9 protein-coding genes are annotated in these 12754 nt (G+C 46.4%); 2 read left to right on the forward strand and 7 right to left on the reverse strand.

Features of this window, described 5'->3' with window-relative positions:
• The first annotated feature begins 350 nt into the window (after positions 1-350).
• Entirely contained in the window at positions 351-1442 is a 1092-nt protein-coding gene (locus NDI48_12075) for a hypothetical protein (GenBank protein MEP0831943.1), read from the forward strand.
• A gap of 100 nt (positions 1443-1542) precedes the next feature.
• Here the strand turns inward: NDI48_12075 and NDI48_12080 are convergent, their stop codons facing one another.
• The 7 genes from NDI48_12080 to NDI48_12110 all read right to left on the reverse strand — a co-directional run bounded on the left by NDI48_12080 (position 1543) and on the right by NDI48_12110 (position 12243).
• Positions 1543-6057, reverse strand: a complete 4515-nt coding sequence (locus NDI48_12080; protein MEP0831944.1) for a hypothetical protein — start codon at positions 6055-6057, stop codon at positions 1543-1545.
• Between the two features lie 524 nt (positions 6058-6581).
• Positions 6582-7211 carry a cytochrome b N-terminal domain-containing protein gene (locus tag NDI48_12085; GenBank protein MEP0831945.1) on the reverse strand — a complete coding sequence of 210 codons (630 nt, stop codon included), beginning with the start codon at positions 7209-7211 and terminating at the stop codon, positions 6582-6584.
• A gap of 425 nt (positions 7212-7636) precedes the next feature.
• Complete coding sequence (locus NDI48_12090) at positions 7637-7855, reverse strand: helix-turn-helix transcriptional regulator (protein MEP0831946.1); 219 nt, start codon at positions 7853-7855, stop codon at positions 7637-7639.
• Between the two features lie 212 nt (positions 7856-8067).
• On the reverse strand, positions 8068-9429 hold the full coding sequence (locus NDI48_12095; protein ID MEP0831947.1) for an MATE family efflux transporter: 1362 nt from the start codon (positions 9427-9429) through the stop codon (positions 8068-8070).
• 49 nt (positions 9430-9478) lie between these two features.
• Complete coding sequence (locus NDI48_12100; GenBank protein MEP0831948.1) at positions 9479-9889, reverse strand: peptide chain release factor 1; 411 nt, start codon at positions 9887-9889, stop codon at positions 9479-9481.
• A 63-nt stretch (positions 9890-9952) separates the two neighbouring features.
• Positions 9953-10519, reverse strand: a complete 567-nt coding sequence (locus NDI48_12105) for a Uma2 family endonuclease (GenBank protein MEP0831949.1) — start codon at positions 10517-10519, stop codon at positions 9953-9955.
• A gap of 44 nt (positions 10520-10563) precedes the next feature.
• Positions 10564-12243 (reverse strand): hypothetical protein, encoded by a 1680-nt coding sequence (locus NDI48_12110; GenBank protein ID MEP0831950.1) that lies wholly within the window; start codon positions 12241-12243, stop codon positions 10564-10566.
• 316 nt (positions 12244-12559) lie between these two features.
• Here NDI48_12110 and NDI48_12115 point away from each other — a divergent pair, with 316 nt between their 5' ends.
• Positions 12560-12751 carry a hypothetical protein gene (locus tag NDI48_12115; GenBank protein ID MEP0831951.1) on the forward strand — a complete coding sequence of 64 codons (192 nt, stop codon included), beginning with the start codon at positions 12560-12562 and terminating at the stop codon, positions 12749-12751.
• Positions 12752-12754: the final 3 nt, after the last annotated feature.

A 12754-nucleotide genomic window follows, 5' to 3' on the forward strand; every position in this document is an offset into this window, starting at 1 on the left:
GGACTTGTATCCCATTATTTTTGGTCAAATCTGATATTCCTAGGATGGCGTGGTGATAAATCTTTAACGCCTAAACCGATACTTCAAGATTGTAGGGACATGGGCATTCTGTGTCCCTACACCTTTTTGGGCGCTTAGCAATGCTTTATAGCTTTTTAGTTATCACATTATTTAGTTTTAAGAATTAATTATTATCACAAAAATCAACAATTAGCAAGAGTTTAATCAGCATAAGATTCTTTATACTATGGGACATAAAATAAGATATTAAAGAACATGGCTTACTGCGGAAATCCCTGTGTTATGGGTGTATCTAAGTTCAAAAATATCTGAATTCAAATCAGTAAACGATGGCTGAAAATTTTACAGGGAGAATTCTTTTTGCCAATGGTTTTCCAGCTCAAAACGTTCTTGTTCGCGTTTTCGATCAGGATGAACCAGGAAAAGGAGATGATGATCTAACCGTTAACCCAGGCCGTTCCGATACCGAAGGTAAATTTACCGTTTATTTTGAACCCTCTCGCTACCTTGATTACCACATAGTAAGGACAAAAGAACCCATTAACCTTCCTTGGGACTTGACACTGACTACGCGCACACGACGCATCGCTGATATTACGGATATCTATCTACCATATTTAGAATTTCGCTACACCTTTAACGGTCGGCGTTGCGTTCATACGGCCTTTATGGGGCCATTTCAAACCGAGTTCCGGTTACCAGAAATCCCTGCGTTTGACTTTAAACCCTCTATGCATGGGTTCCAGTTCATCAACAACTTTTCTGGCTATCCACTCCCTTTTTCTATTCCTAATTTGCCAGAGCTGTCATCGGTTGGTAAAGCCTATGGACTGTGTGGAGGAATGTCTTGTGCGGTGTATGACTTTCTGCTGAGTGATCGGCGTATTCCTGCGGATACCACCGCACCAGCTCAAGGCTCACCCTTACATCGATATCTCTATCGACGGCAAGTTGATACGTTTGGGGCATTAGGTGAGTATATTACGAAGTTCGCTCAATGGATGGTGTTACCCGACGATACAATTCTTGGCGTTTATAAGCGAACCTATGATGAATTTGAGGAAATTCATGCCAAGTTAGATGATAGGAATGCGGTTGTATTGGGACTGGTTTATATGAGTGGTCTTGATAGCTTGAAAATTTGGAACAATCATCAAGTTTTAGCCTATAGTTACTCAGACGTTTCAGCAACCACCATCGATATTAATATCTACGACCCGAATTACCCTCAAAGAGATGATGTGAGTATTCGGATGGAAAGAGTACCCGTTGGCACTACTCTGATTCCTGGTGTTCCTCCGCGTAAAAGAACTGTTTTGGGTTTTAAATGTTGCCAAAAAATAGGTGACCGTGAAAAGAATGTACGCGGTTTTTTTGCGATGCCTTATGTACCCGTCGTGCCTCCAACTGGACTTTACTAGACCTCTTGCTGCTATACAAACAGAATAGGGACACGTTGATTAGCGTGTCCCTACAAGTAACTGTGTTGCAACTCAATTGAAAACTGCTAGAGTTAATGGCTTACCATTGGAGGTTAGCAATCTCGTCCTCGTCCCCCCAGAGATCTCCTTGGGGATCGGGTAAATTCTCAAGATAGGAGATCGAAGCCTTTAGTTCTTCCTGGAGCTGTACGATCGCTGTTGCTAATGGCTCAAGGTTTTGCGCTTTCGCGTCGTCCCAAGGGTCAACACTTGAGGCAGCCGCTCCATTCTTCAGAGAATTCAAGGCTTTTAGCTCACTATCAAGGTTTGCCATAGCTTGCTCTACCCCATCGAGATCAAACGGTAGGGGAGCTGGTAAATTCTCTAGACACAAGCTCATAGCGTCCACTTGAAAATTGAAGTCTTCGACTGCTTCTTCGTCCCCATTCAGGTCAACCTCGCCAAACTGAGCGATCGCGCCTTCCAACTGCTCAATTGCTTCGGTTTCCGGTCGAGCCTTGAACTGTTGACACAGCACATCCATTTGACCCTGAGTATCTGCGATCGCTTGTTTTAGCTCACTGACATTAACATCTGAAGCAGTCTTTAACTGACCAAGATGCAAGGCAACAGCAACTAACTGCTCTGTGAGCTGATTAATTGTAGTTTCTATGTGCTTAATGGCTTGTGTCTCAGGTCGATCTTGAAACCGTTGAATCAGCTCACCTAACGGCCCTGAAATACTTGTAGTAGCTACTTCTTGCCCAATGGGTTTAACCTTTTCAGGAACGGGTAGAGGTACCTCATCAAACACTGTCGTCAGAGGCAGCTCATCAAAAGGTGACGCGATGATATCCTGTTGACCCAGAATATTTCGGCTAGCAACCTCTTCCTCAGGGGGTTGAACGGTTTGTGGAGTCGATAGATGATCCACACGTTGTTTTAGGGCGTCTAACTGCACACTGAGTTCTAAGATCGCCTCTTCAAATCCCGTGATGTCAACGGATTGAGATGCTGAGGTGCTATCAACAGGCTGTGCTAAAGTTTCGACGTACTCCGCCAGTTGTGCGATCGCGCTTTCCAACTGCTCAATGGCTTGAGCCTCAGGTCGCTCATTGAACTGTTGGTTCAAGCTATCAAGTTGACCTTGGATGGTAGTGATCGCTTGAGCGGTGGGAATATTCTCCAGATACAGTGTGACAGTTTCTAACTGTTCAGACAGTTGTGCGATCGCCGCTTGTGATTGTTCAATCTCTTGAGCTTCAGGTCGAGCATTGAACTGTTGGTTCAAGCTATCGAGTTGACCTTGGATTGTACTAATCGCTTGCTCCACTCCCGTCAGGTCAACTGGGGGAGCGGTCGGAGTATTCTCCAGACGCAGTGTGACAGTTTCTAACTGTTCAGACAGTTGTGTGATCGCCGCTTGTGATTGTTCAATCTCTTGAGCCTCAGGTCGAGCATTGAACTGTTGGTTCAAGCTATCGAGTTGACCTTGGATTGTAGAGATTGCTTGCTCCACTCCAGTCAGGTCAACCGCGGGAGCGGTCGGAGTATTCTCCAGACGCAGTGTGACAGTTTCTAACTGTTCAGAGAGTCGTGCGATCGCCGCTTGTGATTGTTCAAGCGCTTGAGCCTCAGGCCGAGCATTGAACTGTTGGTTCAAGCTATCGAGTTGACCTTGGATTGTAGAGATTGCTTGCTCCACTCCAGTCAGGTCAACCGCTTGAGGTGCGGAGGTACTATCAACAGGCTGTGCTAAAGTTTCGACGTACTCCGCCAGTTGTGCGATCGCGCTTTCCAACTGCTCAATGGCTTGAGCTTCAGGTCGCTCATTGAACTGTTGGTTCAAGCTATCAAGTTGACCTTGAATTGTAGTGATCGCTTGAGCGGTGGGAATATTCTCCAGATACAGTGTGACAGTTTCTAACTGTTCAGACAGTTGTGCGATCGCCGCTTGTGATTGTTCAATCTCTTGAGCCTCAGGTCGAGCATTGAATTGTTGGTTCAAGCTATCGAGTTGACCTTGGATTGTACTAATCGCTTGCTCCACTCCCGTCAGGTCAACCGCTTGAGGCACGGAGGTACTATCAACACGCTGTGCTAAAGTTTCGACGTACTCCGCCAGTTGTGCGATCGCCGCTTGTGATTGTTCAAGTGCTTGAGCCTCAGGTCGAGCATTAAACTGTTGGTTCAAGCTTTCTAGTTGACCTTGGAGCGTGGTAATCGTTTGTTCCACTCCAGTCAGGTCAACCGCGGGAGCGGTCGGAATATTCTCCAGACGCAGTGTGACAGTTTCTAACTGTTCAGACAGTTGTGCGATCGCCGATTGTGATTGCTCAATCGCTTGAGCCTCAGGCCGAGCATTGAACTGTTGGTTCAAGCTATCGAGTTGACCTTGGAGGGTGGTAATCGCTTGTTCCACTCCAGTCAGGTCAACCGTTTGTGGCGTCGAGCTATTAACCAAACGCAGTGTTAACAACTGCTCTGTCAGCCTTGCGATTGCGGTTTCTGATTGCTCAATTGCTTGGAGTTCAGGTCGAGTGTTGAACTGCTGCTGTAAGTCCTCTAACTGCCCTTGGATGTTTGCGATCGCCTGTTCTACACCACTTAGGTCAACGGCTTGGGGTGTCGAGGAATGATCTAGGAGGAGTGTGAGCGCTCTTAGCTGACCCTGGATTGTAGCGATCTCCTGTTCTACTGCACTCAGGTCAGGTTCCGATGCCGTTGGGAGATGATCTAAACGTTGTGTGACAGTCTCTAGTTGCTCACTCAGCTGTGCGATCGCAGTTTGTGATTCCTCAATGGCTTGAGTTTCAGGTCGAGTGTTGAACTGTTGGTTGAGGCCATCTAGCTGACGATTGATGTCTAAAATCGCCCATTCTAGACCACTGATGTCAGCCGGTTGGAGGGTTGGGGCTTGATCTAGACGCTGTGTAATCGCTTCTAGCTGCTCACTCAGCTGTGCGATCGCATTTTGTGATTGCTCTAACCCTTGAACTTCCGGTCGGGTGTTGAACTGCTGGTTGATGGCCTCCAATTGAGTCTGGAATTCGCCGATCACCTGTTCCATGCCACCCAGGTCAACCGCTTGGGGTGTTGCCACCTCATCCAGACGCTGTGTTACTGCATTGAGTTGAGCTTGGATATCTGCGAATGCCTGTTCAACTCCACTCAGGTCTACTTCCTGTGTAGTCGGGGCCTGATTGAGATGGAATGTAATCGCTTCTAGCTGCTCACTCAGCTGTGCGATCGCATTTTGAGATTGCTCTAACCCTTGAAGTTCTGGCCGGGTGTTGAACTGCTGGTTGATGGCCTCCAATTGAGTCTGGAATTCGCCGATCACCTGTTCCATGCCACCCAGGTCAACCGCTTGGGGTGTTGCCACCTCATCCAGACGCTGTGTTACTGCATTGAGTTGAGCTTGGATATCTGCGAATGCCTGTTCAACTCCACTCAGGTCTACTTCCTGTGTAGTCGGGGCCTGATTGAGATGGAATGTGATTGCTTCTAGCTGTTCACTCAGCTGTGCGATCGCATTTTGTGATTGCTCTAACCCTTGAAGTTCCGGTCGGGTGTTGAACTGCTGCTTGATGGCTTCCAATTGAGTCTGGAATTCGCCGATCACCTGTTCCATGCCACCTAGGTCAACCGCTTGGGGTGTTGCCACCTCATCCAGACGCTGTGTTACTGCATTGAGTTGAGCTTGGATATCTGCAATTGCCTGTTCAACTCCACTCAGGTCTACTTCCTGTGTAGTCGGGGCCTGATTGAGATGGAATGTGATTGCTTCTAGCTGCTCACTCAGCTGTGTGATCGCATTTTGTGATTGCTCTAACCCTTGAAGTTCCGGTCGGGTGTTGAACTGCTGCTTGATGGCCTCCAATTGAGTCTGGAATTCGCCGATCACCTGTTCCATGCCACCTAGGTCAACCGCTTGGGGTGTTGCCACCTCATCCAGACGCTGTGTTACTGCATTGAGTTGAGCTTGGATATCTGCGAATGCCTGTTCAACTCCACTCAGGTCAGCTTCTTGTGGCGTAGATAGCTGATCCAGACGGAAGGTCAAAGTCTCCAATTGACTATTAATATAAGTGATCGCTTGCTCGATCTCAGGCAGGTCAAATCCTGTTGCTGTCGGCAGTTGATCGAAACGGAGTGTTAAATCCTCTAGTTGATTATTAATGTAGCCGATCGCTTGCTCTACTCCACCCAGGTCAATGTCTGGCGAAGTTGATGGCTGAGCGAGGCGCGAACCCATCTCCTCTAGTTGTTCTTTTAGCTGTGTGATCGTTCCTTCCAACGCCCCGATCGATTGGGTTTCCGGTCGAGTGTAGAACTGTTGATCCAAGTCGCTGAGCCGACGATTGATGGCGGGTAGCGCCTGGACTTCTTGCTGTAAAGATTGAACCACTTGATAGGCTTGGGTCAGTGCTTCTGTGGTGTACTGCTGTATTTCTTGATCAACTCGACGCCGATTAGCCAAGTTCAGCGAGAGTGCCAAGGTCAACGGCGCAGCTGCAAAAATCGCCTGCCCAGATACCGCAGCTACAACGCTACCTAAAGCGGAGCCAGCAAGGGCGACATATTCGGAAATCTCTAGCGTTTGTTTGTCCATATCTGTTTGTCGATAGCTGGGCCTGGTTAGGCTCAAGAGTGGTTCACTTTCGTTAGCTCCTCCCAAGAGGGTTTGGAAACGTCTCCTGAGTTAGTCTCCGCCACTGCCCTATTTGACGAGCCGGAGCGGCGATGTGCAGTTGTGCTTTTACTGCCAGTTTTTTGGACACTTGAATTGAAGCGGGGTGAACTGGGATGAATGCATCTCCCAATTGCAGAGATACACTTCTAGTACTTACCGCTGATGAACCAATCTGTCCGGATTTTTTTGGCAGATATATAGGCTGTAACTTAGATGCTCCTGAGCCCCATTTTTCAGAATGGGAGTCTTGAGAGAAGGGCTATTCGCTCACTCTAAAAAGTCGTATACAAATTCATCCGACCTTGCCCATTCCTCATTGTCTGTTATCTTTCTCTACAGTGACAACTGACCTTTGACAAAGAAATTGTAAAGCAACCACCCTTCCATGAGGCTGGTAGGAAGAGCGATTGCTTTAGGAGGAGTACTGCGTATACTTTCAGCCGTTATTCAGATAACGAGAGATTGGCCTGCGCTTCCCCAAGTACCTGCTTTTCCTCTTTCTCCTGTACCAGTAAACCCCCCAAATGAATAATCGCTAGAATCAGCGCCCCAATGGATAGAACATAACTATGCAACGTGTACAGGTGCGCGACGGTTACGGTATTCACCGCTCCACCGCCAGTGAGGATGGTTCGCACTAGGGAACCGATCACCGGGATGGCTTCTAATGTGCCTAACTCGATTTGGAAACGCCAATATCCCACCTGTGTCCAATCGAGCAGCATGGCTGTCCAGCTTAAGGCGATCGCGGTTAAAGTTAGCAAAATTCCGCTGATCCAAGCCGTTAGCCAGCTAGGGCGGAATTTCTCACCCAGAAACATCACGACAATTTCTATCAAAGAAACCCCAATTAAGCCATTTCCAGCTATCTGATGAATACGCTGAATCAGCCAACCATTGGGAATCTCAAACTTGATCACTTTCAGGGAATTATAAGCTCCACCTGCTGTAGGTTCGTAATAGAAAGATAGAAGAATTCCTGTGATAGCTGCAAGCAGGCTCAAACAGAGAATGGCGACAGCCAGAATAGTAGCCAATCGCCGAAGTACAAAACTGTACGGTACATTTTTCATGGCTAATTCCCAACCTGGAACGGTTGAATATGTATTTTTACTTAATTATATGTAGTTTTTTTAATTTAAGGTTTAATTCGCGATTCAATTCCTAGGGGGCTTTCCTTGAATCCAGCTTGCCGTAGAGTTGGTGTTCATCCCTGTGCTTGCCTGAGTCCAAAGTCTGCCGCAGCGGAATCTCAATCAGAAACATTGCTCAAGGATGCATTCAATACATAGGTTTGCAAGGCTTTATTGGATTTCCATTACCCATTATCAACCCTAATATTTATTGATAGCGGCTGATTATTGAATAGGGATAAATAAGTCTGTTTTTTGGGTAGGCAACACTAGCCGCCACTGAATTAAAGGGGACAATTAACCTACACCTAAAAGATTCAGAAGTCACTCAGATATACGACTGTTTGAAAGTTCCAGGAAATGGGTTAAGAGCCAGTTTCCTCCTCTTCGTAAACCATCAAATCTCCTGGCTGACAATTGAGAGCCTTGCAAAGCGAATTCAGTGTAGATTCGTCAATCCTAGTCAGGCGACGACGAACCTTGAGCCGAGACACAGACTTAGGATTCATACCAATTAAGAGAGCGAGTTCCTTATTGCTGATGTTGCGCTCAGCCATTACTACTGCCAATTTCCAGTGAATCACTGTTTAACTGCTCACCTTCTAATCATGCTTTTGCTAGGCAGATATTATCATTTTTCCTCACTCCTCATTGATAATTCTACCTATGACTCTTCCACGGCAATCGAGGTATAGACACAACCCAATCATCCTGGAATCATTCAGGAAACATGCAAATTCATCGGTGCGTAAGCAGGCTGAATCGATGCTATCGGACTGATGAAGTTGCAGCACACCTATTGCCATGCCCGCGCGACACTAAATCGCCACGTCAAAATCCCAGCCGCCACCGCCAAACCAATGGCAAATCCCCACCACAACCCAACACCGCCAAATCCCCATACCATCCCTAAAATGTAGCCACAGGGTAAGCCAATTCCCCAATACGCTAGGGTACCGATTAGTAGGGGAACTCGCGTGTCCTTCAGTCCTCGCAATGCACCCGCCGCCGCCACCTGAATCCCATCCACGATTTGGAACATTGCCGCCACTCCCAACAGAGTCTTTGCCAAATTCACAACCGCTGCATTCGCTGGATTGGCAGTATCGAGGTAAAGGGATACAATTTTTCCGGGAAGCGCCCAGAACAGGATACCTGCCAGAGTCATACACAAAGCCGAAATGCCAATCCCCACAAATCCCGCCAGTTGTGCGCCGTTGGGATTGCCTTGTCCCATGCACTGTCCCACTCGGATGGTGGTTGCGATTGAAATCCCCAGGGGAATCATAAAGGTCACAACCGCTGTTTGCAAGGCAATCTGGTGAGCAGCTAATGTGGCAGTTCCCAATAGTCCCATTAAAAAGGTGACGCAGGTGAAGAAGCCACCCTCGACTCCGGCTAACACACCAATGGGCATACCCACTTGCAGCAGTTCCCCAAAAACTCTAGCTTCAAACTGATGCAAATCAGAGAACGCGCCGTAGACTCGAAGCTGAGGTTGATAGAGGATATAGATGGCTAAGGCTGCAAACATCGCCCAAAGCGATAGAGCACTCGCCCAACCGAGTCCGGCTAATCCTAGTGCAGGAAACCCAAATTTACCCAGCGATAGGACATAGTTAGCGACAATATTCAATAGCGTGCCGCCAATCATGGTGACAATTACAGGGCGGGGGCGTGAGAGTGCCGAGACAAAACTTCTCAACACCGCAAAGCCTAATGCGGGAAGATAACCCCATGCGATCGCTCTCAGGTAGGCTTCTGCTAAGATGACATTTTCGGGTTCTTGTCCCAGTAAGCGCAACAATGAGCCACTATGCCAAATCATCAGTGTGACTGGAATTGCCAAGATAACGGATAACCACAACCCTTGTCGCACGACTCCACCCACCTGTTCGACTCGTCCCGCTCCATAAGCTTCTGCGACGAGTGGGCTGACGGCGGAGATAATGGCAGAACCCACTGTAATCAGCAAATGAAAGGTGACGGCTCCCAGTGCCCCGGCTGCAATAATTTGGCTGCCCAAAATCCCCATCATGATGGTATCGACAAAGGTCGTTGCCGCTTGAGAGAGTTGTGCTCCAGCGAGGGGAATGGCAAGAACCAAGCATTCTTTAATTTCAGCGATGACCCTGGATTTTAAGGGTTTTTCAGTCATACGAATTCACGGACGGGGAATAAATTTTACTCCCTCTTCGTTGTTTGAGTTATCGCCAGTAGGGACGACCTTTCCAAAAAACCCCAACAATAATACCTAACAACTGAGGATAGGTTAAATTCACGAGTCCTGGTATGGGTAGGAGCGATTTTACCAACAGAAATAGCAGTAGACAAGGAACTAATGCCCACAAACTGGCGCTATTCATGAAGACTTGGGCATAAAAGCGTTCCAGTAAGTAAACCGCGAGAGCGCCTACACCCACTGCCGCCGCCATGAAGATGACAATACCCAATGGGGGTGCAAACAGAAGAGATAGGGTGTTGCGGATGAGGGGAGAGTGTAGGGTTCCTAAGGATAGGAAGAATTCGACAAGGGTAACAAGAATGAAGGTAAGACCAGAAACCTGAAGTAGCGATCGCCAAGGTAAATATTGTAAGCGGCGCAGAGGGTCTGTCATAGGGCAAGTAGTAGGTAGATTGCCTTGATTTTAGCTTGGCTGGTAATCCACTTTTCTGGTGAATTATTCTTCTTCATCAAAGACTGGAGGCCACACTTCAGCGATCGGTAGTTCCCAACCTGGAAATAGTTCTGGTATGGTTAATATTTCTCCATTCCCCAGCATTGTTGATTCACCCGTGGGGCGATAAACGGTTAACGTTTCTTTATCCGGGTCAATGAGAATTCCTACTACGGCTCCCAGTGACAAAAACATCTGAATTTTTTCTTCTAGAGGTTTGATTCTGTCACTTTGAGATTTAATTTCTACGACTAAATCTGGAACCATTTCGGCAAAGTAGCGCAAGCGTTGCCGGAGACGAGAAGCACGGACAAAAGAAACGTCTGGTGCTTTTAGGTCAGTGTTGGGTAGGATAAAACCACCTGCGGAGTCAAATACTCGTCCTAAACGACGGGGATAAACCCAGTTAGCAAGTAACCGACTAAATAGGACACCTATTTCACTGGAATCAATATCTGATGGTCCCACTACAAGAATTTTTCCCTCTTCTAGTTCTAGCTGGTAATCATAACCCGCTTGGTTGAGGGTGGCTTGCAGTTGCTCCAAGTCTTTAACTCTCATCATTGGCATGAGTACAATCTCCGACGTGATATGAGTACTATCCGTATTTTGAGTCACTTACCTTTATTTTGCGGTTTCTTCTGATAGGTTTTTGCCCAAGAATATCGCTGTGGATCTTTTTTCAATAGGTACTCTACAACTTCACTGCGCTTGTTCTCATCCTTGGCATTTTTGACCACTCGCTTAATTTCAGCATCCTGGTCGCTGGGAGAAGCTCCACGTTTAATTGCCTCTCCAAACCAATAATCACCCTTTGTATATTTACCCCGTTCATAACAAATTGCTCCCATTAAGGTGTAAGGGTGATGGCTATTTGGCTGGTACTCAATAGCTTTTAGCGCACATTTTTCAGCTTTATCTAATTCCTCAATATCTCGAAATGCACCACCTCTAGTTGTCAGCAAGGCGGATTTGAGTTTATTTTCTTTGATTTTGTCAAAGTTTAGATTTTCTGTCAGTTTTAAGGATTGCTTGGGTTTACCTGCCTTGCGCCAATGACTGCTAGCGTTCGGCAAGTTCCATTGATTCCCAGTGCGCTGGTACTCCTGCTCGTAGAATTTTGCTTCTAGCCGATGGAAAGCAAGAGCAATCCTACCCTCAGGAGAGAGAAGATCCTCTTCTATTAGCTGAACAACCAATACTGGATCTAACCTTTCTTCTCTTTCCAGTTGTTGCATTATTGTATAAAACGGGTCAAGAGGCAATTGATTCCTAGGATCTAGAATTCGATACTTGACTTTTAACCAGGTAAAATGCTTTTGTTGAGCGATCGCAATGATAGTCTCACGTCTAGTCTCTTTTAGCCACTCTATCTCTGACTCCTCAAGCTGCCCTCCCGATTCAATCTTAGACTTTAGCGTCGCTGCGTATTTGTCTTGAGCAATGGTAATCGTATCAGTTAATTTACGCTTTTTCAGAAAATTAATATCCTGCTCACCTAGGTGATTATCTGATTCAAGTTTTTTGAGAACTTTATAGAGGTGACTAGAGGGGGATGAATCTTCGTATTGGGTAGCTTTGTACTTTGCCTTCAGTTCAGCAAAATGTCGCTTTTGTTCCAGCTCCCGAATAATGTCAAGTGTCTCAGCCAGTTCATGCTGTTTCAACCAGTCCAGTTCTGACTCACTCAACTGCTTATCTGCATCAAGTTTTTGGAGAATCGGATATAGAGGACTAGATACAGATGAATCTGGTTGTTTAGTTGCTTGATACTTATCCTTTAGCTGGGCAAACTCAGCTTCTCTTGCTGCCTCTTGCTTCTGAAAAAATTCTAGAGTTTCAAAAAGTTCGTTTTCGTTCAGCCAGGTAACATCTGAATCACGTAACCGTTCTTTTACATCCAGTTCTTTTAAAATTCTATACAGCCGACTAACAGGTGATGGATCTTGATGTTTACTAGCTTGGTACTTTGCTTTCAATCTGGCAAAGTCTTCCATCTGTTGAGCGAGCGCGATTGTATCATTAAGCCCATAAGATTTCAGCCAGTTCATTTCTGAATCAGTTATCTGATTTTCTGAATCCAGCCGACAGAGTATAAAGTAAAGGGGACTTAATTTCCAGGAGATATGGTAGTTTTTTGCTTTGTACTGAGACTTTAAATTTGAGAATTTAATACCTAAGTCTACAAGTTCTTTTGCTTTAAACTGCTGGTCATCTTCGATAGATTCAATAGTTTCAAAAAGTTCATTACTTTTCAGCCAATTCCGCTCTATCTCAGTTATCTCAATTCCCAAATCAGCTTTCCGCAGGATGAGATATAGCACACTAGAAGGACATGAGTCTTTATATTGGGTAGCTTGGTACTTGGACTTCAGGGTAGCGAAGTGTTCTACCCGTGATTGAGTCTTGTTGTTCATATTGATAGATGGCGCGATCGCACTTTTCTCATTCAGCCGTCATCTACAATTTAGACAGAACACAGACGATCGTCAAAGTTAAGCCAACCTATGCAACGTTATACCCTCACAGATACCCGCGATCAGCTTCGCTGGTGCCGAAGGCAATCGCAACAGCGAGGTTTTTGAAAAGGCGGCTATTGAACCTGTTGTAGTGACTCAGCGATCGCAACCTAGCCATGTCATCATGTCGGGTGATGCCTACCAGCGATTACTAAAGCGGCTTGAAGAGTTAGAGGATATGCTCTTAGGTCAAGCAACAGAAACGGCATTGAACAGCTCTCACTGGGTAGGAAAAGAAACATTTACGTCACCTCTCCAGCGTTTGGCAAATGGCGAAGCTTGATGG

Source organism: Microcoleus sp. AS-A8, assembly GCA_039962225.1.
Classification (GTDB): domain Bacteria; phylum Cyanobacteriota; class Cyanobacteriia; order Cyanobacteriales; family Coleofasciculaceae; genus Allocoleopsis.

Bases quoted from the DNA above. Each gene is read 5' to 3' on its own strand.
- NDI48_12075 (MEP0831943.1), top strand. From the start codon at position 351: ATGGCTGAAAATTTTACAGGGAGAATTCTTTTTGCCAATGGTTTTCCA.
- NDI48_12080 (MEP0831944.1), bottom strand. From the start codon at position 6,057: ATGGACAAACAAACGCTAGAGATTTCCGAATATGTCGCCCTTGCTGGC.
- NDI48_12085 (MEP0831945.1), bottom strand. From the start codon at position 7,211: ATGAAAAATGTACCGTACAGTTTTGTACTTCGGCGATTGGCTACTATT.
- NDI48_12095 (MEP0831947.1), bottom strand. From the start codon at position 9,429: ATGACTGAAAAACCCTTAAAATCCAGGGTCATCGCTGAAATTAAAGAA.
- NDI48_12100 (MEP0831948.1), bottom strand. From the start codon at position 9,889: ATGACAGACCCTCTGCGCCGCTTACAATATTTACCTTGGCGATCGCTA.
- NDI48_12105 (MEP0831949.1), bottom strand. From the start codon at position 10,519: ATGCCAATGATGAGAGTTAAAGACTTGGAGCAACTGCAAGCCACCCTC.